A 25,658-nucleotide genomic window follows, 5' to 3' on the forward strand; every position below is an offset into this window, starting at 1 on the left:
GATTCCTAAGAGTTATTCCAAAGCAAAAAAATAGCACAGGACGCTTAGCAACTAAACTTCCTGTGCTATATCTAAACAAATTCAAAGCTTGGACTCAGCTCGACCAACAGAAGTCAAAAACGTTTACTAAGCCAAGAGGTAACTTGAATAAGTATTCTTAGAAACGGTAGCTCATACCTACAGAGAATACATTGATGTCTGCATCAACCGTTACTTTTTCATTGCCAAATTTCGCAATGTCTAGCTCAGGCATCATGTATTCCCATTCAACTTGTAGAGCAAAGTTTTCAGTAATAGCGAACTCTGCGCCTAAACCGTACATGCCTGTTACAGTGCTGTCAGAAATGGTGGTATGGCCTGCGCTACCGTCAATCACAGAGTTGCTAATTTTGAATTCAGCATTGAAGTAAGAAAGACCAGCTTTAGCAAAAAGGTTGAAACGATCGCCAATCGGTAGAGTCGCTTTTGGCTGAATCGATAGATACTTCATATCACCAACAGTAACAACTTTGCCGTCTAAAGCATCGTAACCACCAATGGCTGCTTCTAGAGAAATGTATTCGTTGAATTTGTAACCACCGAATACTTTGCCTGAAAGGCTTGAGTCATCTTCAAGTTTAAGTTTAGTGCTAGCGTTAGTACCACCACCATTGATAGAGCCATTAACATCACCAAACGATGCTTGACCTACAGATGCACCAACGTAAGGAGCTGCGTTTGCAACAGAACATGTTGCTAGAAGGGCTGTCATTAGCCATGTTTTTTTAAACATTGTATTTCACTGCCTGTTAATTATTGAGGTTGTGTTTTGCCCATCCTTAAGCATGCCATGCTATCCATTTCACTTGGTTTCAAAACCAAGTGGATGTTAATGAATAAAAACTCAATAAAACATGAAATATTTAGACACAACTTTGCCACTTTCTTTCTTAATTTTGACAATTTAGTCATTTCACAAGCATTGCTGCTTCAACCAGTTAGTGAGCTTGATGATTTCCGCTTGCTTGGCTCGACTCTTTTTATGAATAAAATAAAAGCTGTCTCCGGTTTCCAATCCATGAGAAGGGATGCACACCAAATCGTGCGCTTTATCTCTTTCATTGAGCATAAAATCATTCGCAAATGCGATGCCTTGGTCATAACGCGCCGCCTCTATTGCCAACAACATATGACTAAAATGTTGAACATCGACATCTTTCGGCAAGGTGTAACCGCCCGCTCTGCACCACTCAGCCCAATCTTTTCCTCTCTCTCGATAAATTGAGTCTGTCGACAAAATAGGGTATCGCCAAAGCGCTTCTGGAATCGGTTGATCTTGCAACTCTTTCCAAATTTTATGGCTGCAGACCGGATACAGCGTCTCCGCGTATAACTTTACCGACATGTAGTTTCGCTTTGGCTTTTCTACCGTGATAAAACAATCGCCAACGCTGTCTGTCTGTTCAGGATCACCAACGACCATATTGAGTGTCAGGTCGATTTCTGGATGTAAGCGCTTAAAATCAGACAAACGCGGAATAAGCCACTTTACGGCAAGCGAGCTATAAATCGCCAACCGTATGCTGCCTTTGTCCCCTTCTCGCACCTTTTGGCTGGCCATCGCAATTGAGCTAATTGCTAGGCTAATATCCTCTAAATAGCGTGCGCCCGTATCGGACAAAGAGAGCTTTCTGCCTTGACGGATAAATAATGATTCACCCAAATAATCTTCTAATAATCGTATCTGGTGGCTAACGGCACTTTGCGTCACATTGAGTTCTTCAGCAGCAAGCGAAAAGCTAGAGTTTCTGGCAACAGATTCAAAACAGTGAACAGCTCTGAGTGGTGGCAATTTCATTATCTAAAAATCTCATACTTAAACTAATAAATATCACTTCACTTCATCCTATGACATCACCTACTCTTTGGCAAAGAAAGAGGAGAGGAAAAAGTGAAAGTTACATCGGTCGGAGCAGCGATGCTGCTATTAATTGTTGGAAATCTCATTGCGGTGCTTTCGGACTCTTTAATTAAAAGTGTCGGAAATGAAGTGCCTATTTTTCAATTTGTCTTTTTCCGACAAATATCAGCGGTGCTTTTCCTGCTGCCAGTCTACCTGCTAACAAAAAATGCGCCTTTTCTTGAAGGGTTTAAGTGGCATGCTGTTCGCGCTCACGTATGGTTACTTGGTGCAATATTCATGGTTTTGGCGATCTCATCTTTACCGCTCGCAACTGCGAACGCGATCTTTTACGCCGCGCCATTGATCATGTTGCCACTTGCAGCAATCTTTTTTGGAGAACAGTTGTCTAAGCAATCGGTCGCTGCAGCGATAATGGGCTTTGCCGGTGTATTGGTCATCATTCGTCCAGACCAAATCGATTGGGCAGCCATTTCAGCTTTAGTTGTTGCAATTACTTTAGCAATCAATAACTTGCTCATTCGAAAACTGCCAAAAAATCAGTCTGTGATGCAAACGTTATTGATGACAAACTTGGCAGGTATTCCAGTAGCCTTCTTGCTTGTTCTGATCGAAGCAGAACCTTGGGACTGGAGTGCTTTCCCTGTTGCTGCTGGCTCAAGTCTGTTCATCATGATTTATGCAGCAACATGTGTCATCGCTTACCGCTCGATCGATAGCAACAAAATTGCCAGCGCTGAATACAGTGGCTTAATTGGTGCCGTGTTTGTGGGATTGATTTGGTTTGGAGAAGTGCCAGATATATTTATGGCAATAGGAACCATTATGATTGTTGTGCCTCTGGTTTGGCTTTCTAAACGAGAACGTCGTAAGAAAAAGTTGCAAGAGCAACAAGAAGCGCACGTTACTTAAAGTTGTGCTCTAACCCAAAGACTAAAAAACCGAGCCGTAAGTGCTCGGTTTTTTTATGTGGCTCTAATCGGTTTTTACGTAAGCGACTACGTGAGATAAAAACTGCCTTGCAAAGCGATCATTAAACCGGATGCGATATTCATGCTCGGCTTCCGACACTAGACGCCAGCCTTCAGCAAAGTATTCTTTGATATCATCAACCGCCTCTTCTTTATTTTTGATGTGTTTCGCGTTCCACTGATAAGTGCAAGAGACAACGATCAGCCCACCCACCTTGGTGGTTTTTTTTAGAGCATTGATCACGCTAAGTGGCGACTCACATTGATCAATCACATTTAAACATACGACTAAATCAAAGCGAGATTGGAGAGTATCGAGCTCAAAAGGCTGGTTAATTAGCGTCAAATCAACATGAGCACATTTCTGTACGATATCTCTATTCTCTACCTCTAAAGTGTTTAAGGTGTTCACATCGTGAAGGTAAGTAAGCTCGACGCGTTGTTCTTCTATTAATAGTTGCTTCAAGCCATCCATTAACCTATTTGAAGGCTCCACAAGCGTCGCTTCTTTAAGGTTAGGTAAGCGTTGCACTAACTCATAATAATTTCTTCCCAGCGCCGCCCCAACCTCAAGTAGGGAATACGGCTGAACGCTGCTTTCGATTACCGCCTGCGCAATAAAATCAGCAACTTGGGAGCAGTGAGGTGATGACAAAAAAGAAAGTGGGACTTGTTTTGAGCGACTGGTTATCATCTCAATCTGTTGATCCTCAATGAACTTGTCGAACCATTGAGCTTCGAAATAACCAGCCAGACCGTGCTCGGTCAGGTAAAAATCTTCCATGTTTTTTCCGTTCGTACTTTTAGAAAAGTGATTGTATCGAACGCGGAAATTAACGGGTATTTCTGGCCGCACATTCCAATAGGAAAACAGATGAAAACGCCGCGTATGTGAAAAAGCCCTTTCATCTCAAAGATAAAAGGGCTTGTTAATCGCTTCGGTTAAGTCGCTAACTATTGTGGTAGAACAACGTTACCATCTTGAATTGGGAACGTTTTTGTCGCTGGTTTGCTCGCCAAACGAACCGTCGTTGGTGCACCTGAAACTTCGTAAGTGACGTCGTAACCCACTACTTTATCAGATGTCGTATATTCTGTATGACACTGTTTTTTCGTCGTTGTTACTACATCACCTTTTTGCACATTCTCCTGGATCTTACGACCTGTCAGTGCACCAGCAATCGTACCAGCTGCAGTTGCAATCACTTTACCTGAGCCACCACCGATTTGGTTGCCCAGCGCGGCTCCAGCTGCTGCGCCACCAACCGTACCAATAATTTTATTGTCATCCGCAGGGGCAACTTGCTCGGTTACTACCACGTCTTTACATACTTGGTGCGGCTTTTTCACCGTTTCAGTCACCGCTTCAACCAAAGTAATGTTTGCTTGAGTTGGAGCTGGTGGCGTTTTGTCTTTACAGCCTGCTAGTACAGCAACAACTGCCATTGCAATTGCGATAGATTTCATATTCATGATTTACATCCCAGTATGGTTTGCTTTAATGAGCGTTATGGTAAATCGCAAAAGGGAAATCACATCAGACGAAAACAAACCCTCTGTCATTAACAAGTAAAGAAACACTGTTTTATAAAAGATACGTCAAGAAACACTCAGCAACGTGTCAACAGAGCTAAAACTGTATCACTACTGATTATGATTGGGCTGGACTAGTCTATGAGATTTATTTTTAAGCCAAGCTCAAAAATAGTTCGTCATCCGTTAAATACTTATGGCGGTGGCTTAGATTACGCACGTGCATAAACATAAAATCAGGGAAACCAGGCGCTATAATGTTATTTGGTTCCCAGCATACACCGCCAACAAACACATATCGCCCCTGCTTGTCATCTTCGTGAAGGGGGTTATTAAGAGGAGAAGAAAACTCTGCTCGGCAACCTTCAACCACACAAACAATTTGTCCTTTAAAAAGGCCAATCACGCGCTTTACAAGATTTGCCTTGATACCACACTTCCATGCTTGGCGAGTGGCCATCTCATAGCCATATTTTCGGATCGCTTTCTTTTGCAAATGTACTACTAGGTTCATTTTGACTCCTGATTCAAGCAACTACGTGAAGCCCAAAGTCATAAAAGCAGATAGACGTCTATACCCGAGTGAGCTCATGGTACGTGGGAATAAACTACGTGATTAGACTGAGTTTAGTGTCGGATGAGATACACCGTCCACGATGCTGTAACGTATCGATTTACACCAATCAAAGGCAGATAACACATCAACTTTTGAGTGCTTTCCTGCGCTGTATCTGGTTACTTCTGTATATTACTATAACGAAATCACCCTCCACGTTTACCTATATAAATTTGTCGTAACGATAGAGGGTGCTTATCAAGGAGAGAGGATAACGCCTACGCGTCGATGAGATAATTTTGACCTTCAGTTTCTAAACGATCGATCATTTTACGACACTCATTTAAATCAAGAGGTTGTTCAAAGCGGCGCTTGAGATTCATCAAAAAGAAGATATCTTCACACATGGCTTTCTCAGGTTCGTCACTGATTTTGGCGACCGGTGAACCATTGCACGTGACCATTTTTATCACGATAGAAAGTGGCTGGTAGGCTTCACCATCTTTATTGGCATAATCACCCATATCATTGGCAAGAAAAGTACCGATACCAAAACTCACCTGAATACGTCCTTGGAAATACTCGCAAATATCTAACGCTTGTTCGAAGTTAAGTCCGTCGGTAAACACCAGTGTTTTTGTTAATGGGTCTATATTCAGCGACTGGTAGTGTGCAATCATTTTTTCACCCCAGCTATAAGGGCAACCACTATCGTGACGTACACCGAAGTACGCGTTACTTAGTTCTTCATCAAAGTCTTTAAGGAAAGCATCGATACCAATCGTATCGGTTAACGCAATACCTAGTGCACCATTAAACATTTTTTGCCAACGTTGCAACGCCACTTTTTGCGAATCTCGCACATTCACCAGAGCTTGGTGTCCCATAAACCATTCATGAGCAACCGTGCCGATAGGCGTCAAGTTTAGCTCTTTTGCTAAGTGATAGTTGCTTGTTCCTGTCAAACATTCCGGCACTTCCTGGCACAAATATTCCAGCATAGTGCGCTGAGCTTGAAAGGAAAAACGTCGACGCGTCGACATGTCAGAAAATTTAAAGTTAGTAATGTTACGACGTTTTAGTTCCGACTTTAGGTGTCGAACTTTCTCTTCTAAAACAGTGGTAAATTGCGCAACAGGGATATCTGACCAACGCTGACGGCTACGAACTTCAGACACGATACTCATGATGATCGTTTCGTACAAGATGGTATCTCGCCACAAACCGTTAATGGTAATTCTTAACTGGCTTGAGCCATCAGCCATGGCTTTATTATGGAAAGAGACATCACTTTGTGGGTTGAAACGGAAATGGCGCAGTGCATCAACAAAGTCAGGATTCAGGTAAGGCGCGACACGCTTAATATATTCAATTTCTTCTTGCGTAAATTGAATATCTTGCAGTTTAAGGACTTCGGCTTTTACCTCGGGCAAAAGCTCAGAGAGGTCTTCCTCACTGCGCACGATAAACTTATATGACACCATCGCATCAGGGTAAAGCGCTGTTACAGCGCTCATCATATTGACTTTGTAGACATCGAAATCCAAAGCGCTTTGAATGATGCGGGAAGAAAATAGTTTGGTGGTCATTAGGTGCCCTTCTACATGCCCTTCCTGGGTATATAACTTTTTGTTACTAACTAATTTGCGTAAACAATAAACACCCATCTATAGTTTGTCAACTTTTGTTACTAACCACTCATTTTTATAAGGTTTTTTTGTCTAGAATTCGAGCAAGCATTGTGAATAAGTCAGAGTCAACCGTAAATTTATGCTCAAATCGTATTACGAACACTACCTAAAACGTTTCTAACAACTCGTTACTTACCCATTGATTGACCACTTGTTATGCGCTAGATTACTTACAAATCAATATTAGGACCCAACCATGATCGTATCTGTCGACATTATTCCATTCAGGCTATCTGGCTGTGCCGATAAGGGATTGGAAGTGTTGTTGATTAAACGTTCAAATCCAAATCGGCCATACCATGGAGTCTGGGCACTACCGGGCGGATTTGTCTTTGATAAAGACTTAACCAGTGAAGGCGGACGCCCGGCCGATGAAAACTTTGAAGCGGCGCGTCGCCGAATTTGCCGTGAGAAAATCCATACCTACCCTCGCCATTTTAGCGAAGCGTTTATCGACGGTGATCCAAAGCGCGATCCAGAAGACTGGAGCTTAAACATTACGCACTACGCCTTAGTTGATCGTAACAATGTAGAGCAAATAAATAATGCAGGTGTACCGGAATGCCAACTTAAATGGTTTTCGCTACAGGCTATTCTCAATGGAGAAGAGACTCTCGCATTTGATCATCAAAAAACCATTGAAAAAGCGTGGCAAAAGCTTCGTGCATCCATTGAATACACATCGGTTCTTTTGTTTGCATTAGACAAAGAGTTTTTGGTTGCGGACATCATTTCTGCTTATCAAGAGTTTGGTATTGATATCAGCCGAATGACGATTAAGCGCCGCTTGATAGATTCAGGCGTACTAAAACCCACTAACAAAGTCGCTTCAACCAACAAAGGCAAAGGTGGAAAACCCGCAATGGTATATACGCTGACTAGCGACGAAGTAACCTTTTTTCAAAACTGTTTGCGTGGATAAACGCAGACAATCAGACAGACAAGGAGTCTGCCATGACTGTTCGAGTAAACTATCAAACTACAGCAGTGATCGACGTTGATCCAGAGAAAGGCTTTAGTGAGTTATGTCCAGATGAACTGCCCGTTGCAGGTGCGTTGGAAATCGTACCGGAACTTTTGAACAATCATGCCAAAGGCCGATTAAAACTGGTCAGTCGTGACTTACACCCACCAAAAGCAAAGTGGGATGCAGAATCGCCATCCAATATGCTTGAGCCCGTTGGTTTACCGAATGTGGATATAAAGTGGAACCGTCACTGTGTGCTTGGCACAACAGGTTCTGAGCTGCTAGATGGCTTACCACCCGTGTTGGACTATGATTTTCAAGTTAATAAAGGTATGGATCCTGACGCACACCCTTACGGTATTTTTTTCCATGATATTGCCGACACCAAAACGACAGGCGCGCATGAATTTCTAAAGTTCAACGGGATTGATACCTTAGTTATCGGTGGCCTTGCCTTAGACTTTTGCGTGAAAAAATCCGTCATGCAAGCGCTGGAACTTGGCTACAATGTGGTAGTTAATCTTGCTTCAACTCGTGCGGTGCTGCCTGATAATGTAGAGAATGTGCTGACAGAGCTCAGAGATAATGGCGCATTATTTGTCGAAAAAGCGGACGACATCATCGTAGAAAAGTTCGCTTAGAAACGATAGTAACCGAGAAGGATTTCACCATGCATCAACATGAAAAATTGAATTACGTTGAATTTGGTTCCACTAATGTCAGTGCGACCAAACAATTTTTTGAGCGTGCTTTTGACTGGAGCTTTACCGATTATGGTCCAGAATATTCTGCATTTTCAGGACAAGGGTTGGATGGCGGATTCTTCAAATCTGAGTTTATAAACCAAACCGCAAATGGTGGCGCACTTTTAGTATTTTATAGCTCAGACATTCAGGCCACTCAGACAAAAGTAGAGCAGCATGGTGGAAAAATTATCCGCCCTATTTTCGAATTCCCCGGCGGCTGTCGATTCCACTTCACTGAACCGAGTGGAAATGAATTCGCAGTATGGTCAGAGAGCCATTAAGTGATCACAAATCAACAACACACCATCAACGTGAGCCCAAGCTAGCCAGATCCGGAACTGGCATTACATTTCTGGTTGACCTCATCCTTGGTTTAATTCACTGTTAGCGCAACAATTAATCGATGAGGCGCTAGACCTCGACCAAGGATGTCAAATGACTGCCGTCAGTTTTTTTCGCTTACTCTGCCTTGCTGCTATTTGGGGTGGCTCGTTTCTGTTTATGCGAGTCGCCGCCAACACATTCGGGCCGGCTTACTTAATCGAATTTCGAGTTACATTTGCCGCCGTCGCTTTGTTATTGATCGCCGTATATTTGAAGAAGAAACTCACGTTAACTGCGCATACTAAACACTTCTTTATTATTGGCTTATTCAATAGCGCAGTTCCATTTTTACTCTTTGCGTACGCAGCCCAGACACTGAATGCATCAACTTTAGCAATATTGAACTCAACCGCCCCAATATGGGGAGCACTAGTTGGCTTTGTTTGGTACCGCAGCCCACTCACAGCGAAATCTGTTCTCGGTATGCTAATAGGCATTGGAGGCGTTGCAGTCTTGGTCGGCTTAGATACTTCAACCATAGGTGAAGAAGCCATGCTCCCTATTGCCGCCAGTTTGATGGCTTCTTTCAGCTATGGCATTGCTACCAACTACACTAAAAATGCGCCACAAGTACCAGCTTTTGACAATGCTCACGGCAGCATGTGGGCGGCGGTTATTTGGGTACTGCCGCTGCTACCATTCTTACCAATGCGTGCAGAACCAAGTCATTTCGAATGGAGCTCTGTTGTCACGCTCGGCGTTGTATGCACAGGGTTCGCTTATTTGCTCTATTTCCGCTTAGTTTCTGATATCGGCCCAGCGTCAGCACTGACTGTCACTTTTCTTGTTCCTGTTTTTGGTATCTTATGGGGCTACTTGGTGCTAGATGAGCCCGTCGGCTCTAACACCATCATAGGAACAATTCTAGTGCTTAGCGGCACTATGCTAGTCACCGGTTTCTCCCCAACAGCAATGCTCGCGAAGCGAAAACAAAGCGTTGCTTAATCAGCCTAATATAACTTCCACACCTCGCTTTTTGATTTGTTCAAGGTCGCTTTTCGGAGCGGCTTTGTCAGTCAGCAGCACTGATATTTCGTCAGTCTTACCAATTGATGAGGGATAAATTTGCCCAAATTTACTAGAATCCGTTAGAACAATATTGCGCCTTTTTTTCGCAATGATGGTTTCTGCGATCTCAGCACGCATCATGTCGCGGCTAGTAAAGCCAGTGTCTTGATGGAAGCCGTCAATACCCAAGAAGGCTGTGCTGAAATGAATGTTCTCAATACACAACTTAGTCAGCGGTCCGACCAAGCTCTCGCCTTGGTGCTGATACACGCCACCAAGCAAGATAATGTTGGCAGAAGTGTTACGGATGAGATGGGCGATATACGCCGATGGCGTAATGATGGTCACATCGCCGCGCTCAGCCAATGTCCGAGCCAACAACGCATTGGCACTGCCTCCTTCAATCAGCACTGTCTCATTCGGTGCGACCAAATCCGCAGCTTGGTTTGCGAGCGATTGTTTAATATCGAAACGTACTTCTAGACGGGCATCAATGTCATCACTTTGCAACGCGGTAGCTGCGCCGTGAACGCGCTTTAGGTAGCCCTGTTGCTCCAGAAAGTTCAAATCCTGTCTGATGGTCACACCCGACACGCCAATGATGTCAGAAAGCTCTGTGACTTGAACGCGTTTACGGTCGTTCACTAATTGCAGGATTTCATTTTGTCTTGGGTTCACAGGTTCGCTCCTTATTGATGAGCTTACAGTATACTCACCTGATGTTTCATATGAAAAGAACTTGAAAGTAAAAAGGAAAAAACGCGTGGTCTGATTAGCCAAGCTGTACCTTGCGAATATCGCTCCCATCAACAGATAATAGGGCAACGAAAATGGGATGGAAGAAGAGGGGTTAACTCCCTACATCCCAACAACGATAGAGACTAGGATCAAAGTAATGGAAGAAATTTACTTCGCAGGCGGCTGCCTTTGGGGCGTGCAAGAATTTATGCGCCACCTTCCGGGCGTAATCAACACAGAAGCCGGGCGAGCAAATGGCACAACGGATAACACTCAATCCGAATACGATGGCTACGCAGAGTGCGTGAAAACCCAGTTCGACCCTGAGCAAGTTTCGGTTGAAACTTTAATGGGGTATTTGTTTGAGATAATCGACCCTTACAGCGTTAACAAGCAAGGTGAAGACGTAGGTGAGAAGTACCGTACTGGTGTTTATAGCCAAAACGAACAGCATCTCACCATCGCGAAAGCGTTTATCGCAGCACGACCGGACGCCGACAAGATCGCCGTAGAAGTACTGCCACTCACGAATTATGTACCAAGTGATGATGAGCACCAAGACAGACTCACAAACTTTCCGAATGATTACTGCCACATCCCATTAGATTTACTACATAAATACAGGGATAACTCGTAACCGTTCAGTCGGCATCGCTTTAAAAGGTAAGACGCACATCAGTTTAAATCGATGCCTTCCACTAATGACAATGTCATTTCTGCCGCCGATATTTCCTTACAACCCGACGAGTTTTGTCCGCACCACAACGGTGTGAATTCATCTCGGTTTTGCTTTTCCATAAGCGCTCTTAGTTGAGCCATTTCAATGGAGGCGTATGGGAATTTCGGCGCAAACTCACTGATGTAGCCTAGCTCCGACATCGCGCGATTCACAATGCCTCTCGCTGGTCGGCCCGAGAAAACATTGGTCACAGCGGTATGTTGCGCGCGTTCACTGGCAATGGCATATCGATGTAAAGACGATGTTTTCGCCTCATCACACAACAAATAGGCGCTGCCAACCTGCACGGCACTTGCTCCTAACTTTAGCGCGGCTTGTACACCGTTTCTATCGGCAATTCCTCCTGCTGCAATAACAGGCAAATTCACCCGTTTGGCGATTTGTGGTAATAACGCCATCAGACTTAATTGAGTAGTTAAATCATCCGATAAAAACATGCCTCGGTGTCCACCAGCCTCCAAGCCTTGAGCAATAATGCCGTCAACGCCTTTTGCTTCTAGCCAAAGTGCTTCGTCCACCGTAGTCGCTGACGAAAGGATCTTCCCTCCCCACCCTCTAATTCGAGCTAACAGATCATCGTCTGGCAAACCAAAGTGGAAACTGATCACTGGCGGTGCAAATGGTTCAATCGCGTCAGCAATATCATGATTGAAAGGCATCCTTGTCGGAGCGTTTGGCTGAGCCTGAACGGTTGCATCAACCTCGGAAAAATACGGTTGCAGCGTTTTTTGCCACTTTTCGTGCTTGTTGGCGTCATACTCCGGCATTTCATGGCAAAAGAAATTGAGGTTAAACGGTCGGTTAGTTGCCTGCTTGATAAGTTGAAGTTCTTTTACGATGGCGTCTTTGTTCAGCACTCCACAAGGTAACGAGCCAAGCCCGCCAACATTACTGACGGCTATGGTCATTTGGCTGTCTTGCACACCGGCCATTGGCGCTTGAATAATCGGTAACTCTGTTCCCAAAAGTGTATTAAATACCTTGTTTATCATGCTCTTTCCTTGAAAACTTAACCTTTACCTGTGATGGATCTGCGCCATCGTTATCCAGACTAGACTTTCACATGATTAACCGCTTATAAAGTTAAAGTGATGCATTTGTGCGCTATGCACTTTTGATAGAAATGACAAAGGGAGCCTATGGCTCCCTTAATATGCTGAATAACAAGAATCAAAGTGACTATCGTACGACATCTGATTCAAGCTCTAGCTCTGCTACAGACAGCATGGCAAACTCTTCCTCGGCGGTTGCTGCCACCAGTTTGTTGCGGCTGTATAACCCATAATAAACACCACCGATAAGAAACAATCCCATTGTCATGAAAAAGGCTGAGGGATCAAAAGCATAAACACCTGTCATTGCGATCAAAGAAAGCACCAGAGAAATACTCGACGTAATTATCCCACCAGGCGTTTTATATGGACGAGTTAATTCCGGCTGTTTAATTCGCAATAAAATATGGCTCAAGGACATTAATGCGTACGATACAGTCGCACCGACAACAGCCATCGCCAAGATTAAGTCCCCCTCACCCGTAAGTGAAACCAAGAACCCAAAAACGCCCGGAACCAAAAGCGCACGAGAAGGCACTTTTTTGTCACTGGTTAATGACAAAGTTTGCGGTAAATAACCCGCGCGGGAAAGCGCAAACACCAAGCGACTGTAACCATAAATAATTGAAAAGAAAGAAGCGATAAGGCCAGCCAATCCAAGTAAGTTCACGGCCATTGCTACCGTTGAATTGCCCGTAAGCTTTAGGGCGTCAACTAATGGCACCGCGCTATCGCCTATGACCTTTGAGCCAACCGCACCAGCCAAAAGGACGACTACGAGAGTTGCGGTTAGAAATAAAAACAGCATCGCACCAATGATGCCTTTGGGAACATCTTTTGCCGGATTTTTTGCCTCCTCTGCCGCTAAAGGCACACCTTCAACCGCAAGAAACAACCACATTGCAAATGGCAACGCAGCCCATACGCCATACCACCCAAACGGCAAGATTTCTGTTGCCTGAGCCGTCGCCGGAGCAATATCGAATAAGTTATTAACGTCAAAGTGACCAATAAGCACAGCAGCAGTAATGAGAATAGCTAGCACAGCCAAACCGCTGATGACCATCATTACTTTGAGAGCTTCGCCAACCCCTGCCATATGAATAGCGATAAAGACGGCGTAGAAAAGTGCGTAAACAACAGGGCCATCGATACCAACCAATTCATTCACGGCTGAGCCAATAAAAATCACTATCGCAGCAGGCGCGAGCGCATATTCAATCAAAACTGATAAGCCAGTGAAAAAGCCACCTGTCGGCCCCATCGCCTGTCTTGCGAAGCTGTAACCACCACCCGCAGCAGGAATAGCCGCAGACATTTCAGCTAAAGACAATACTAGCGTGAAATACATTACTGCCATCGCGATAGCAGCAATAAGAAAGCCTCCCCATCCTGCTTGAGCGATGCCAAAGTTCCAACCGGCGAAGTCACCAGATATAACATACGAGACACCTAAGCCAGCAAGTAAAATCCAACCTGCGGTGCCTCTTTTTAGCTGCCTTTTGGCCAAGTACTCCTGATGTTTAGACATAGTAAATCCTTCTACTTTGATGAAATTAAAAAGTTGTCGCTGTGTTTATCTTCAACACTTGCGCCACTTGGCTCATTGATATCGGAGCGATCTTTCAGATTCACTCCTGACAGTTGTAATTTTCGAGCCTCCTTGAGCAAGTAAAATGCGCGTTCACAGGCATCGTCATAGTTGAGCCCCTGAGGGCGCACATTGGAAATGCAGTTTCTTTGGGAATCTTTAGAGCCTCGTTTAGCCCCCCAAGTGAGATACATACCCATGCTATCCGGAGAAGTTAGACCGGGTCTCTCTCCAATTAAAACCAGCACGGCCTTAGCGTTAAAACATTCACCAACATCATCCCCTACCGCTACTCTTCCTTGCTTTACGATTGTGATAGGTGTGAATTTCCATTGATGTTCATCATCAGCGCTTAAAAGAGAAATCAATCGCGTAACAACAGGCACGGCATGGTTTTGAATTGCGACGGAAGAAAGTCCATCAGCAATAACAATCGCAAGATCAATGTCAGTGTTATGCTCATTTGCTATCGAGTTGAGCGTTTTCCAAGAAGATTCATCGAGCTGCCGTCCTAAATCGGGCCTTTGCAAGTACATAAGCCGATCACTCACTTGGCTGCTCACTACCACTGGAGGCTCTAAGGTATTTTCAAGAATCGAGTAAGAGTCCGACAAACCAGCAACGAGAGACTCAATATTCAAACTGCAATGCACTGCATCCATAGCTTGGGCATGATCCAGCTGAAATGAGAGTAACTCGTTGGTTGGTACACTGTTTCCGCTGCGACCCAGAGCGATCCGAGCAGAGGTGAAGTCGCGTAACTTGCCCCAAGGGTTGTGTGTGACAACTTCAGACTCATCTTGTGGGGACTGAGCAATGGTGATTACTTTACCCATGAGAATACCCCTTATTCAGTTGATTAATTGCTCCCGAAAACGAGCGAGAGATTTGCTCACTTAACCGAACGTCTTGCACGCTCTCGAAAATCTGCATCTCCATTAACCATTGTTCAAACTCTGGAGCTGGCTTCAGACCGAGTACTTTTCTTGCGTAAAGGGCATCGTGAAATGAGGTAGTTTGATAGTTGAGCATGATGTCATCAGACCCTGGAATACCCATGATGAAAGAGCACTCGGCCACGCCTAACAGTGTCAGCAAATTATCCATGTCATTCTGATCGGCATAGGCATGATTGGTGTAACAGATGTCGCAACCCATGGGTAAACCAAGCAGCTTCCCACAAAAATGATCTTCAAGCCCAGCACGAATGATCTGTTTGCCATCAAACAGATACTCAGGGCCAATAAACCCAACAACTGTATTAACCAACAAAGGATCGAACTGTTTCGCGACAGCATAAGCACGGGCTTCACAAGTCTGTTGATCGACCCCATGAAATGCATTCGCAGACAGCGCGGTACCTTGTCCGGTTTCAAAATACATCACATTGTTTCCTACGCTACCTCGATTCAAAGACAACGCGGCTTCATGGGCCTCTTTCAAAATCGACAAGTCGATTCCGAAGGTATCATTCGTCCCTTGCGTGCCGCCTATCGACTGAAAAACGAGATCGACTGGTGCGCCCATTTCAATGGCTTCGATCGTGTTCGTTACATGAGTTAACACACAAGACTGAGTCGGTATTTGATAGTGTTGAATCACCTCATCCATTAAGTTCATTAACTTAATAGCTTGAGGTACATTATCTGTTGCCGGATTGATACCGATAACCGCATCGCCATTTCCGTACATCAGACCATCAAAAATGGTCGCTGCGATACCGTTGAGAGAATCAGTGGGATGATTCGGCTGTAAGCGAGTAGACAGGCGACTCGGCAAACCTATCGTATTCCGAAAAGCCGTGACAACTTGGCATTTTTTAGCAACGAGAATCAAATCCTGGTTGCGCATAATCTTACTGACTGCGGCCACCATTTCTGGTGTTAAACCTTGACGAATTTTAGCCAACGTTTCACCATCGGCTTCTTCACTCAGCAGCCAATTTCGAAAATCTCCGACCGTCAAGTGCTCAATCGGCTTAAAGGCTTCAAGGTCATGCGTATCGATAATTAGGCGAGTGATATCGTCGCTTTCGTATGGAATAACCGCCTCGTTAAGAAACGTTTTAAGTGGTAACTCAGACAGCGCCATTTGTGCGACTACACGTTCTGCCGCTGACTGAGCACAAACCCCGGCTAACGCATCGCCTGAGCGCTCCGGTGTCGCTTTCGCCATCAAGTCAGCTAATGACTTAAAGGTATAGACTTTACTTCCTTGTTGCCGACGATAAGTTGCCGTCATTGCTCTTCCTCTTCACTATTTGGTTCGCTTTTTGCTGAACTATCAATAAGCTTTAAGAAAGTATTGCCAAATGTGTTCCGTAGCGTTATCAAAAACTGGCAACATTTATAAACCAATAATAAACAATGAGTTATGTAAATACTGCTCCAACATGACTCACAAAAAAGGAATGAGCATCACAAGGATGAGTAACCAAATGCCCCAAACTGCACCAATGCTGTGCATCCATCACACTAAGGATGCAAACCAACAAGCTGCGAGTCTGATAAACTGGCAACAGGAATATGACCAACTCAGCGATGGTCGATTTTTAGGTCAAATTCGAGAACGACGATTTCCCAATTTCCATGTGTTTCGTGAAGACAGTAGCCGCTCGCTAAGACAGCAATGCAGGGTTGAAGAGGGAGGTATTTGGTTGGGTTTGAGTGCGGAAAATAAGCCGCTACACCTAAATCACAGTCAGTTTAATTCAAGCCAGCTTTTGCTTAGGCAAGGTGGCGCTGATTTTGAGTTAATGACACCGGAGCAGTTTTCTATCTATGGAATAGTGCTCGACAAAAACTTCGTTCACATCATAGAAAATCAACTTGAGCTTGGGAGCATCCAAAACAACACATTGCACTTAACGGGGTTGACGGAAAAACACATTCAACAACTTAAATACTACTTAGGCATGTTACTTGGTTCCGCCGAACCAAGATGGTCTGAAACCACACATCAAGCAATCTTAAAAGATATTGTGCTGGAGCTGTTCTCACTCAGTTCACTGCACACGAGCCATCCGATATCAATCTCTCATCGTCAACACGTGATGCACCGTATAAAACAACAGCTACAGGATCTAGACTACCGTACACCGATAACCGTCAGTGAACTGTGTGATGCAGTACACGTCAGTCGTCGCACACTACAGTACACCTTTGAACATTGCGGTAATACTTCCCCAAAGCAGTTCATACATCGAATGCGCCTGAATCAAGTACGTAGAGTGCTACAAAGCCCTGAAGATAATCGAACAATTGCAGAAATTGCTTTTGACTTTGGTTTTTTCCATCTCGGGCAGTTCAGTCAAAGCTACAAGCGGCTATTTGGTGAGACGCCAACTGAAACGAGAAAATGGGAGTCCAGCAAATAAAATGACAGGCAGTATATTCTTTCAGATCCTGCGTTGGGGCCATGTTATGCAGTCGCAATGATTTGCTGAAACTTAGCATGAAGCTCTTCAAGTGCCGCTTCAACATCCGGTTCTGCACGGCTCAAGTGCGAGATTAACGTCATAAAATAGCAGTCAAAAATCAGCGGTATTTTTCCCTCAAGGACGGAGCTTCCGTTTACAGATTGAAACAAAGCTTGGTTAAACGACTGATAATAATCCAAATCCCAAATCACCTCTTTCAACAAAGCTCGGCTCAGCTCAACGTTCGCAAAATAGTAGCGATAGTATTTCTCCGTCAGCGCCAAACCAATGTCGATATCGGTTTTACCTTCCACACTGACTAGCGTTTCTTGGCTGATCTGTTGCAGTTGCGCCAGCATCCCTTCGCGCAAAATCGACAGTTTAGTCGGGAAATGGCTAAACACTGTGCCATCGGCTACTCCTGCTTCTCTCGCTATCTGCCTTGTGGTCGTCATGTCATAGCCATTTTGAGCAAAAGATGCCCATGCGGCTTTTAGAATTTTATCTCTGGTTTGTTGTCGCTTCGTCATTGATGTGTCTGCTTAATGAGCCTGAAAGGATCATACCTTGCGTGGTTGAGATTGACAAATTGAGCGCGCTCATTTATAAAATTGAGCATGCTCATTTTATATAAAAACAAAAGGAATCACTCATGTACGTATTAAACAAACTAGGCCAAGGATTGATTTTCTTCCCGACCATCTTCTGCTTTTCGTATATTTTAAGACCGATATTAATGGTCATCCTTATTCCAGGAGGACTCGCACTTTTGGCGTTAATCGGTGGCGCAGAAGTCAGAGCAGAACTCAAAGCCATGCTGCTTGAGGAGTTTTTTGGCGTTAGCCCATCGCACACCACCTCGAAAAAGGCGTGAGTGCGCTACAAACGTTGGCAAGGCTAAGTAAAAAAGAAAACGCGCAGATATCGAGATCTCAATACCTGCGCGTAGATGTGGTGAAAATAAGACTGGCGTTAGTCAGTATTCATGTTCTGACCAATTCGCCATAAAACGCCGCTAGGGTCAAACAAACAACATTCGCGCATGCCCCAAGGTTGCTCGACCAACTCAGTCAAACGCGAACCAAATTCTTCATGACCCACTTTGGATAAGTGCTGATGCCAGCTTTCTGCGTCTTCTACGAGCAAGTGCATCATGAAGTTATTGCCGTGTTCTGGCTCATAAAAATTCTGTAAAAGAAACGCGCAGCTACCTTGAGAGAAGTATGCTACATCACCGAAGTCCGATGCCATTTCAAAGCCAATCGCCTCATAAAAGCGTTTTGATAGCGCGTAATCTTTCGCCGGAACAAATGATTTGATTTCAACAATATTGAGGTTTTCCATTTCCAATTTCCTAAGCCTTTTTCCATAAAACTGACTGACGTAATCTCGCTCTATGCCTTCTATTCGCCTTGCGTAATCTGCTGTGATGACAGTGGCACACACTCTGCCATTTGCGTTTGTAACCATGTGATAAATTTATGTTCGAGTTCTGTACGCTTTTTATCTTGACTCAATAAAACGTAATTGCAACTTGATGGAGAAAACCCAAATGGTGCGACCAAATTACCACGCTTAATATCGTCCATGACAAAAGGATACGATCCCATTGCGACGCCTAAGCCGTCCACCGCTGCTTGTATGCAAAAATAAAAATGCGCGAATGATTGCTGAGTGTTGCCGTTGAAAGTTTCACAACGTGTTGATTGCTGCCAATCCGCCCAAGCATTCGGTCTGGTTTGGCTATTCAACAATCGAGCTGCTTTCAAATTGTCTTTAATGGATTGCCAATACTCAGGAGAAAATACCGGCCCCACCCACTCTTCCACAAGAATGGTTTTGTCGTAATCGTGATGCTGCGCAAAATCGTCTCGACGAATCGCCATCGAAAGCCCAGTTGATCCTAATGTTACCGGGCCACCAGCCGTCGACAAACGAACATCAGCACGGTGTTCATCATTAAACGCGGCCAACCTTGGCATCAACCAGCGCATGGTTAATGTCGGTTCACAAGACACTTCAAGATGCTGATGCTTCTCTTGAATAAGCGTATTCACGCCTGTTTCTAGCGTTTGGAATGCCGTTTCTGTGTATGTCTTGAGTAATTCGCCTTCTGCCGTCAACACGACTTTCCTGCCCTCTTTGAAGAACAAAGGTTGAGACAGATATTGCTCAAGTTGCTTGATCTGCTTACTCACGGCTCCGTGAGTAATGTTCAGTTTGTCAGCCGCTTCAGTGTAGCTTGAAGAACTCGCCGCAACGTGGAAGACATAAAAAGATTTCAGGTGACGCATCTGTGAGTTTTTCTCACCAATATGGGAATATTTTTCGATTATAGTCAGTAATAAAGACACCTACAATTCCGCTACATCCCAGACTTCATCATTCAAACAGGAAATCGATATGGAATTTGTAACTCTTGCGTTATTAGGTGTGCTTATTGTCATTAGCCCTGGCGCAGACTTTGTTTTGGTATTAAGAAATAGCTTAAATCAAGGACGAAAAGCAGGCGTATACAGTGCGATTGGTATCAGCATGGCGATAAGCATCCACACCGCTTACTCCATGCTGGGGATCAGTTACTTAATTTCACAAAATGAATGGTTGTTTAATCTCGTGCGCTATCTTGGAGCCGCTTATCTTGTCTACCTTGGGATTAAAGGAATATTCTCCTCGCAACCTGCATCAAACTCAGAAACCGTTCAACAGAGCGAGTATTCAATGTGGCGATTTTTCATGCAGGGGTTTCTGTGTAATTTACTCAATCCCAAGACGATGCTGTTTTTTCTGAGTATTTTTAGCCAAGTGATTTCTCCCGACTCTAGTCAGCAACACATCGCCTTGTTCTACGGGATTTATATGATTGCGCTGCATGGTATTTGGTTTTCTATCGTTGCTGTTTTATTCACGTCACCCCAGCTACAAGCTTTCTTGTTGAAGATTAAGCATCGACTCAATCAAGCATGTGGGGCGGGATTAATCATTTTCGGCGCGATGCTGGGCTTAAAAGTGTAGTACGCTTGCGGTCCGATTACCCCAATTCAAATTGATCATTGAACAAGTGGCTGTAATCAAATAAAAATCTGCATTATCAATACCTTAAATTAGAAAAAACAGCCAACGTGCGCTGGCTGTTTCGATGCAGTTAATGAATGACCCGAGCGTCCCCTTTAAGTAACTGAGACAGATCGATAGTGAATATCGTCACTGTCGGACGTTTAGGCAGAGCATTTTCGATCGAAAACTCTGGCCCAGCTGGAACGAGGGGGAAGTGAATAGCAGTCGGCCACTTTGACGAAGCTTCATTACCGCCCGGCTCAGATATTGAGAAAGAAAACGCAGGTAAACGGGTCATAACACTTACCTCAAATGACTGATTAGCGGGCTCAAGCGAGCCCGCTTAGGTTTTGCAATGTTATTGTTATTTTAACGCTTACTTAATCACTAACGATTGATGACGTTAGATATCAAGTTCTTTGTCTTCAACATGGTTGGTGATCATCGCTTCAGTGGTGATCATCAAGCCAGCAACAGACGCTGCGAATTGAAGCGCTGAACGTGTTACTTTCGCAGGGTCCAAGATGCCCATTTCGATCATGTTGCCGTATTCACCTGTTGCAGCGTTGTAACCGTAATCGGAATCACCAGCTTTGACAGCGTTCGCCACAACAGAAGCTTCGTCACCTGCGTTAGTTGCGATTTGACGAAGAGGCTCTTCCATTGCACGTAGCGCAACTCGGATACCCACGTTTTGGTCATCATTGTCGCCTTTTAGATCCGCCAATTCTTTCGCGATCTTAGTTAGGGCAACACCACCACCAGCAACAATACCTTCTTCAACCGCTGCGCGAGTAGCGTGTAGCGCATCGTCCACGCGGTCTTTCTTCTCTTTCATCTCAACTTCGGTTGCAGCGCCGATCTTGATCACCGCTACGCCGCCAGATAGCTTCGCAACACGTTGTTGAAGCTTATCTTTGTCGTATTGAGAAGTGGTTGTTTCGATTTGTTTTTCAATCGAAGCCACACGATCAGCAATCGCGCTTGCTTCTGCTGCGCCACCCACAATGGTTGTTGTGTCTTTGGTAATGGTCACTTTCTTCGCACTACCTAGTTGCTCTAACGTTGCTTTTTCGAGCTCTAGGCCGATTTCTTCAGAGATGACCGTACCAGCAGTTAGTACCGCAATGTCTTCCATCATCGCTTTACGGTTGTCACCAAAGCCAGGCGCTTTCACCGCGGTCGCACGCACGATGCCGCGCATGTTGTTCACAACCAATGTCGCTAACGCTTCACCTTCGATGTCTTCAGCAATGATCAATAGCGAGCGAGAAGATTTCGCTACTTCTTCTAGTACAGGCAATAGCTCGCGGATGCTGCTGACTTTTTTGTCCACCAATAAGATGTATGGGTTGTCTAGCTCGACGCTGCCATTTTCTTGGTTAGTGATGAAGTATGGCGACAAGTAACCGCGGTCAAATTGCATACCTTCAACCACAGACAATTCGTTGTCTAGACCTTGGCCTTCTTCCACCGTAATCACGCCATTGCGACCCACTTTTTCCATCGCTTCTGCAATGATTTCACCGATCGCGCGATCGCTGTTTGCAGAAATGCTACCCACTTGGGTGATAGATTCTTTGTCGCTGCATGGCTTAGACATTTCACGTAGTTTCTCAACCGCCGCTTCAGTGGCTTTGTCGATACCACGTTTTAGGTCCATTGGGTTCATGCCAGAGGCTACCGCTTTAAGACCTTCATTGATGAAAGATTGCGCCAGTACGGTAGCGGTCGTTGTACCGTCCCCCGCTTCATCATTCGCTTTGGACGCCACTTGTTTCACCATTTGTGCGCCCATGTTTTCGAACTTATCTTTCAGTTCGATTTCTTTCGCTACAGACACGCCATCCTTGGTGATGGTTGGCGCGCCGTAAGATTTATCAAGCACAACGTTGCGGCCTTTCGGGCCTAGTGTCACTTTTACTGCGTCCGCCAGTAAGTTCACACCTTTCAGCATTTTTTGACGTGCGTCATTAGCAAATAATACGTCTTTTGCAGCCATGGTTATCTCCTCAAAAAACTACTACAAAAATAATTACTCAACGATTGCTAACACATCAGATTCGGACAGAATTAAGTATTCTGCGCCGTCAATTTTCTCGGTTTTCACGCCGTAACCGTCATTGAAAATGATTTGGTCGCCCACTTTGACTTCCATCGCAGCGCGTTCGCCATTTTCAAGACGTTTACCTAAACCAACAGCAATGACTTTCCCGCGGTTTGATTTTTTCACCGACTGAGAAGTTAAAACGATTCCCCCTTCAGATTTATTTTCCACCTCTTGTCTTTCAACAATTAGCTTGTCATTTAAAGGACGAATTTTCATTTTTAAGTGCCTCCTACTTGGAACCAAAAATAAAAGACAAAATAAACATCAAGATGGATTTGCGAGTCGACAGCTCGCTTTCGATGAAAATAATAAGGTCGAAAAATTAGAGTTCAAGAGGTGAATTTGATAAAAATTTTTTATTAAATTAAATAAAATTTTCTATCGAATTATCGCATTCACAACTACTTAGCATCTCTTTATGATGGAAAATATGCTCAATCAAATCTAGAGTGGTTACGTACTCTTAAAAAGGATAATCAAACAATGAAAAAGGCCGTATCTCTATTTCTTGCAACGTTGTGCGTGAGCTTCCTCTCCCCCAACGTGTCGGCTTCTGAACGCGCTGAACAAGGGTGGCAATTGATTGACGAGGGCGCGATGATTGTCGATGTGCGCACGCCGCAAGAGTTTTCTGAAGGGCATTTGGATAATGCCGTCAACTTCCCTTTATCTGAACTTGATAAACATTTTCAAGACGTCGATAAAGATCAAGCTATCGTGTTGTACTGTCGCAGTGGTAACCGCTCTGGCAAAGCGTATCAATACTTACAATCGCAAGGCTTTACGAATCTGCACAATGCAGGTGGCTTTGAAGAACTACAAGACGCCAAATAGTCGTCTCCGTTCTAATATACAAAGTAAAAGCACAGAGCGCGTCGCAAGCGTATTGTAACGCGCTCTGTTTCTAAATACTTATCTACAACAACTCTATTTTGGCCCTGCATCAAATTGAGTCAGGTTATCCGATATCTCGAGCCACGGCGCTTTCGACGCGACAAAAATATGGAAATCAGGCTTGTGAGAAGGTGTGTCATCCAAGATACCAAGGCGAATATTGACGATCCCATTGTTCTTTTTCGAATACAGACTTGATCCGCAGTGGCGACAAAAGCATAGCATGGTATTTTCGCTTTTCTGATAAGTTTGAATATCTTCTTTCCCTTGGATAATAAGCAGTTTATCCAACGCAATACCACCGGCAGATGAATAGTCAGAACCTGTGAACTTGCGGCATTCAGAGCAATGGCAATTTCCCATGTACTTGAATTCATCTGCCACTTCCAACTTTACCTTGCCGCACAGACATGAGCCTTTTAGTACTTCCATTTGAATTCCTTTTTGTTATGAATCTAATTGAATTAGATGGCTATCTCGACACCATGCCACTGCAATACGAAAAATTAAAGACAGGCAATACAGGTTTTCAAAAATGAAACGAAAATGTAAAACATTCCATTTAGAGGGAAGTGCGCTCGACACGTGAAAAATCGAGCTATTTTAGATACAAAAACACCAAGCAATAACGCTTGGTGTTTACCTCACAGAATGTCGCCTCAGAAAAGGCGCTTTCCGCTGTGCTTAAAAAATGCAGTGTTTAGTAAAGCTGGTCGCTTCGTTTGCAGTCCAGTCACCTTTCGGCTTATCTTTCAGGTTTTCACACCATTGCTCGCTGCCGACACCATCTTGCAGAACACAATGCTTTGCAAAGTCTACCGCGTTGTCTGCTGTCCATTCTGTTTTTGGCTTATCGCGCATGTCGTTACACCAGCCTTCAGTGCCCACTTCATCACTACAAGCGGTCAAAGCAGAAGCCGCCAACATCAGCATGACTAGTTTTTTCATAAATTTAAGGTTCCAGTTGCAAACAATAGTAAAATTAAACTCAATCTCTTCAACACATGCCCATTCAAGTGTCTGAATAAAGGCGTCACTAGCTGAAGTGACTTTTGTATCAACTATAACGAAATTATCAGTCTACGTGTTAAGACACCGAAAAATTATTGAGCGACTCTGTGTAAAGCGCGCCATTCTAAAAGCTATAGGCAGCGCGCTTTTGTTAGCTCACCAACCTTAAAAGAGCCAGTACCAAAGCACGCTAAACGCAGCTCTAATGCCATTTGTTCAAAGTGATCGACGACAGACTGCGTGCTGATCGTCGCAGCTTTTAATACCGCACCAGCTTGCCCAATGAGATTAGCACCCAAATGAATGGCTTTCGCCGCTTCAAGTCCGTTATGAACACCTCCCGAGGCGATCAAGGGTAATGTAGGATGCAGTGCGCGGATTTGAGCCAAACATGTTGCTGTAGGGACACCCCAATCGCGGAAAAGCTCGGCTGCACGCTGCATTTTCGGATTATCTTGGCAATACCCTTCAACCGCACTCCAGCTTGTGCCACCCGCGCCCGCAACGTCAATTGCATCCACACCAGCATCAATTAATCGCTGCGCAACGTGTCCGCTAATACCAAAACCGACTTCTTTGATAATGATAGGAACCTTCACGCGAGATTTAAGCATCTCAATTGCCTGGAAAACACCAACCCAATTGTGGTCGCCATTTTTCTGAAACGCTTCCTGCATTGGATTAACGTGCACAAACAAGGCATCGGCTTGAATCGCCTCAACCGCACGTTGCGCATTATCGAGTTTACCTTTATCGAGCAATTGAGCGGCTCCAAGATTGGAATACAACGGTACTTCTTTCGCCAACTCACGAATGGTTTTACCCAAGCCCGAATGCTGACTTTCTTCTAAGCTAATCCGTTGCGAGCCCACACCCATGGCAATACCTAATTCACTTGCTGCTTCAGCTAGACGACAATTGATCGTTTCTGCGTCTTTTGCTCCGCCAGTCATCGAGCTAATCAAAAACGGTAGCGCTAATTGATGACCAAGAAACTCTGTCGATAAATCGATCGCGTGAAAGTCACATTCTGGCAGCGCACAGTGTTCAAACTCGACAGACTCAAAACCCGCCGTTTTATGCTTCATGCTCATATCATGATGTAAAACAGCATCTAGGTGTAAATCTTTTCGGTTAGTTTGCGGAGCCATAATGTCACCCTAAAGTAAAACAGTCGCGCAGTATTGCGATCCTTATCAGTAACGTCAATGCGAATTTTGTGAATTTGCCGGATTACTTTTCCGAAACGAGTAATGAATCTCGACTGCCCCTGACATTATAAGAAAAGAAAC

30 protein-coding genes are annotated in these 25,658 nt (G+C 44.4%); 10 read left to right on the forward strand and 20 right to left on the reverse strand.

Annotated features, from left to right (window positions below; all coding sequences use genetic code 11):
• Positions 1 to 157: 157 nt before the first annotated feature.
• Complete coding sequence (locus tag J4N40_RS21045; RefSeq protein WP_005373936.1) at positions 158 to 772, reverse strand: outer membrane beta-barrel protein; 615 nt, start codon at positions 770 to 772, stop codon at positions 158 to 160.
• A gap of 180 nt (positions 773 to 952) precedes the next feature.
• A complete protein-coding gene (locus J4N40_RS21050) occupies positions 953 to 1,837 on the reverse strand; it encodes a LysR family transcriptional regulator (RefSeq protein WP_213889586.1) in 885 nt (294 codons plus the stop codon).
• 93 nt (positions 1,838 to 1,930) lie between these two features.
• Here J4N40_RS21050 and J4N40_RS21055 point away from each other — a divergent pair, with 93 nt between their 5' ends.
• Positions 1,931 to 2,812 carry a DMT family transporter gene (locus J4N40_RS21055; protein ID WP_005373940.1) on the forward strand — a complete coding sequence of 294 codons (882 nt, stop codon included), beginning with the start codon at positions 1,931 to 1,933 and terminating at the stop codon, positions 2,810 to 2,812.
• A gap of 63 nt (positions 2,813 to 2,875) precedes the next feature.
• On the opposite strand, the gene J4N40_RS21060 is transcribed toward J4N40_RS21055, so the two are convergent.
• The 4 genes from J4N40_RS21060 to pncB form a co-directional block, all read right to left on the reverse strand.
• Entirely contained in the window at positions 2,876 to 3,655 is a 780-nt protein-coding gene (locus J4N40_RS21060) for a methyltransferase domain-containing protein (RefSeq protein ID WP_054730619.1), read from the reverse strand.
• 170 nt (positions 3,656 to 3,825) lie between these two features.
• Positions 3,826 to 4,344 (reverse strand): glycine zipper 2TM domain-containing protein, encoded by a 519-nt coding sequence (locus J4N40_RS21065; RefSeq protein WP_053307172.1) that lies wholly within the window; start codon positions 4,342 to 4,344, stop codon positions 3,826 to 3,828.
• A 214-nt stretch (positions 4,345 to 4,558) separates the two neighbouring features.
• Positions 4,559 to 4,918, reverse strand: a complete 360-nt coding sequence (locus tag J4N40_RS21070) for a hypothetical protein (RefSeq protein WP_005373947.1) — start codon at positions 4,916 to 4,918, stop codon at positions 4,559 to 4,561.
• Between the two features lie 320 nt (positions 4,919 to 5,238).
• The gene (gene pncB, locus J4N40_RS21075; protein ID WP_064369687.1) at positions 5,239 to 6,549 is read right to left on the reverse strand and encodes a nicotinate phosphoribosyltransferase; all 1,311 of its coding nucleotides are present in this window, start codon (positions 6,547 to 6,549) and stop codon (positions 5,239 to 5,241) included.
• Between the two features lie 298 nt (positions 6,550 to 6,847).
• Here pncB and J4N40_RS21080 point away from each other — a divergent pair, with 298 nt between their 5' ends.
• The 4 genes from J4N40_RS21080 to J4N40_RS21095 all read left to right on the forward strand — a co-directional run bounded on the left by J4N40_RS21080 (position 6,848) and on the right by J4N40_RS21095 (position 9,693).
• The gene (locus J4N40_RS21080; RefSeq protein WP_005373953.1) at positions 6,848 to 7,573 is read left to right on the forward strand and encodes an NUDIX domain-containing protein; all 726 of its coding nucleotides are present in this window, start codon (positions 6,848 to 6,850) and stop codon (positions 7,571 to 7,573) included.
• 32 nt (positions 7,574 to 7,605) lie between these two features.
• Positions 7,606 to 8,259 (forward strand): isochorismatase family protein, encoded by a 654-nt coding sequence (locus tag J4N40_RS21085; protein WP_053307171.1) that lies wholly within the window; start codon positions 7,606 to 7,608, stop codon positions 8,257 to 8,259.
• 29 nt (positions 8,260 to 8,288) lie between these two features.
• Positions 8,289 to 8,645, forward strand: coding sequence for a VOC family protein (locus J4N40_RS21090; RefSeq protein WP_042523322.1), 357 nt, complete (start codon positions 8,289 to 8,291; stop codon positions 8,643 to 8,645).
• 154 nt (positions 8,646 to 8,799) lie between these two features.
• Entirely contained in the window at positions 8,800 to 9,693 is an 894-nt protein-coding gene (locus J4N40_RS21095) for a DMT family transporter (protein WP_064354514.1), read from the forward strand.
• Here J4N40_RS21095 and J4N40_RS21100 read toward each other — a convergent pair whose 3' ends face one another.
• Positions 9,694 to 10,434, reverse strand: coding sequence for a DeoR/GlpR family DNA-binding transcription regulator (locus tag J4N40_RS21100; protein ID WP_017635127.1), 741 nt, complete (start codon positions 10,432 to 10,434; stop codon positions 9,694 to 9,696).
• A gap of 217 nt (positions 10,435 to 10,651) precedes the next feature.
• Here J4N40_RS21100 and J4N40_RS21105 point away from each other — a divergent pair, with 217 nt between their 5' ends.
• Positions 10,652 to 11,131, forward strand: a complete 480-nt coding sequence (locus tag J4N40_RS21105; protein ID WP_054701515.1) for a peptide-methionine (S)-S-oxide reductase — start codon at positions 10,652 to 10,654, stop codon at positions 11,129 to 11,131.
• Between the two features lie 38 nt (positions 11,132 to 11,169).
• On the opposite strand, the gene J4N40_RS21110 is transcribed toward J4N40_RS21105, so the two are convergent.
• The 4 genes from J4N40_RS21110 to J4N40_RS21125 all read right to left on the reverse strand — a co-directional run bounded on the left by J4N40_RS21110 (position 11,170) and on the right by J4N40_RS21125 (position 16,117).
• Positions 11,170 to 12,225, reverse strand: a complete 1,056-nt coding sequence (locus J4N40_RS21110) for an NAD(P)H-dependent flavin oxidoreductase (protein WP_213889589.1) — start codon at positions 12,223 to 12,225, stop codon at positions 11,170 to 11,172.
• Positions 12,226 to 12,412: 187 nt separating this feature from the next.
• Positions 12,413 to 13,816, reverse strand: coding sequence for an ethanolamine permease (gene eat / locus J4N40_RS21115; protein ID WP_250654492.1), 1,404 nt, complete (start codon positions 13,814 to 13,816; stop codon positions 12,413 to 12,415).
• A gap of 11 nt (positions 13,817 to 13,827) precedes the next feature.
• Positions 13,828 to 14,712, reverse strand: a complete 885-nt coding sequence (gene eutC / locus J4N40_RS21120) for an ethanolamine ammonia-lyase subunit EutC (protein ID WP_005373971.1) — start codon at positions 14,710 to 14,712, stop codon at positions 13,828 to 13,830.
• Positions 14,705 to 16,117: an ethanolamine ammonia-lyase subunit EutB gene (locus J4N40_RS21125; RefSeq protein WP_005388715.1), complete on the reverse strand. Its 1,413-nt coding sequence runs from the start codon at positions 16,115 to 16,117 to the stop codon at positions 14,705 to 14,707. The genes eutC and J4N40_RS21125 overlap by 8 nt, the downstream gene beginning before the upstream one ends.
• Before the next feature lie 184 nt (positions 16,118 to 16,301).
• Here J4N40_RS21125 and J4N40_RS21130 point away from each other — a divergent pair, with 184 nt between their 5' ends.
• Positions 16,302 to 17,252 (forward strand): helix-turn-helix domain-containing protein, encoded by a 951-nt coding sequence (locus tag J4N40_RS21130; protein WP_250654493.1) that lies wholly within the window; start codon positions 16,302 to 16,304, stop codon positions 17,250 to 17,252.
• Between the two features lie 44 nt (positions 17,253 to 17,296).
• Here the strand turns inward: J4N40_RS21130 and J4N40_RS21135 are convergent, their stop codons facing one another.
• On the reverse strand, positions 17,297 to 17,824 hold the full coding sequence (locus tag J4N40_RS21135; RefSeq protein WP_005373975.1) for a TetR/AcrR family transcriptional regulator: 528 nt from the start codon (positions 17,822 to 17,824) through the stop codon (positions 17,297 to 17,299).
• A gap of 122 nt (positions 17,825 to 17,946) precedes the next feature.
• On the opposite strand from J4N40_RS21135, the gene J4N40_RS21140 reads away from it, so the two are divergent.
• On the forward strand, positions 17,947 to 18,168 hold the full coding sequence (locus J4N40_RS21140; protein WP_017635120.1) for a hypothetical protein: 222 nt from the start codon (positions 17,947 to 17,949) through the stop codon (positions 18,166 to 18,168).
• A 98-nt stretch (positions 18,169 to 18,266) separates the two neighbouring features.
• Here the strand turns inward: J4N40_RS21140 and J4N40_RS21145 are convergent, their stop codons facing one another.
• Both J4N40_RS21145 and J4N40_RS21150 read right to left on the reverse strand, forming a co-directional pair.
• Complete coding sequence (locus J4N40_RS21145) at positions 18,267 to 18,638, reverse strand: VOC family protein (RefSeq protein WP_005373979.1); 372 nt, start codon at positions 18,636 to 18,638, stop codon at positions 18,267 to 18,269.
• Positions 18,639 to 18,697: 59 nt separating this feature from the next.
• The gene (locus tag J4N40_RS21150; RefSeq protein ID WP_005388706.1) at positions 18,698 to 19,588 is read right to left on the reverse strand and encodes a LysR family transcriptional regulator; all 891 of its coding nucleotides are present in this window, start codon (positions 19,586 to 19,588) and stop codon (positions 18,698 to 18,700) included.
• Positions 19,589 to 19,697: 109 nt separating this feature from the next.
• Between J4N40_RS21150 and J4N40_RS21155 the strand changes: the two genes are divergently transcribed.
• A complete protein-coding gene (locus tag J4N40_RS21155; protein ID WP_047102790.1) occupies positions 19,698 to 20,309 on the forward strand; it encodes a LysE family translocator in 612 nt (203 codons plus the stop codon).
• A 130-nt stretch (positions 20,310 to 20,439) separates the two neighbouring features.
• Here J4N40_RS21155 and J4N40_RS21160 read toward each other — a convergent pair whose 3' ends face one another.
• The 3 genes from J4N40_RS21160 to J4N40_RS21170 all read right to left on the reverse strand — a co-directional run bounded on the left by J4N40_RS21160 (position 20,440) and on the right by J4N40_RS21170 (position 22,677).
• A complete protein-coding gene (locus J4N40_RS21160; RefSeq protein ID WP_080257663.1) occupies positions 20,440 to 20,649 on the reverse strand; it encodes a hypothetical protein in 210 nt (69 codons plus the stop codon).
• Between the two features lie 105 nt (positions 20,650 to 20,754).
• On the reverse strand, positions 20,755 to 22,353 hold the full coding sequence (gene groL, locus J4N40_RS21165; RefSeq protein ID WP_021452407.1) for a chaperonin GroEL: 1,599 nt from the start codon (positions 22,351 to 22,353) through the stop codon (positions 20,755 to 20,757).
• A gap of 33 nt (positions 22,354 to 22,386) precedes the next feature.
• Positions 22,387 to 22,677, reverse strand: a complete 291-nt coding sequence (locus J4N40_RS21170) for a co-chaperone GroES (RefSeq protein WP_005373989.1) — start codon at positions 22,675 to 22,677, stop codon at positions 22,387 to 22,389.
• Between the two features lie 267 nt (positions 22,678 to 22,944).
• Here J4N40_RS21170 and J4N40_RS21175 point away from each other — a divergent pair, with 267 nt between their 5' ends.
• Positions 22,945 to 23,295 carry a rhodanese-like domain-containing protein gene (locus J4N40_RS21175; RefSeq protein ID WP_222716450.1) on the forward strand — a complete coding sequence of 117 codons (351 nt, stop codon included), beginning with the start codon at positions 22,945 to 22,947 and terminating at the stop codon, positions 23,293 to 23,295.
• Between the two features lie 93 nt (positions 23,296 to 23,388).
• On the opposite strand, the gene J4N40_RS21180 is transcribed toward J4N40_RS21175, so the two are convergent.
• From J4N40_RS21180 to fni, 3 genes are all read right to left on the reverse strand, one after another.
• Positions 23,389 to 23,787 carry a GFA family protein gene (locus J4N40_RS21180; RefSeq protein ID WP_005388696.1) on the reverse strand — a complete coding sequence of 133 codons (399 nt, stop codon included), beginning with the start codon at positions 23,785 to 23,787 and terminating at the stop codon, positions 23,389 to 23,391.
• Between the two features lie 252 nt (positions 23,788 to 24,039).
• Positions 24,040 to 24,303: a DUF3012 domain-containing protein gene (locus J4N40_RS21185; RefSeq protein ID WP_005373992.1), complete on the reverse strand. Its 264-nt coding sequence runs from the start codon at positions 24,301 to 24,303 to the stop codon at positions 24,040 to 24,042.
• Between the two features lie 194 nt (positions 24,304 to 24,497).
• A complete protein-coding gene (fni, locus tag J4N40_RS21190) occupies positions 24,498 to 25,517 on the reverse strand; it encodes a type 2 isopentenyl-diphosphate Delta-isomerase (protein ID WP_005388695.1) in 1,020 nt (339 codons plus the stop codon).
• Between the last annotated feature and the right edge of the window lie 141 nt (positions 25,518 to 25,658).

It is taken from the genome of Vibrio sp. SCSIO 43097 (assembly GCF_023650755.1).
GTDB lineage: Bacteria > Pseudomonadota > Gammaproteobacteria > Enterobacterales > Vibrionaceae > Vibrio > Vibrio alginolyticus.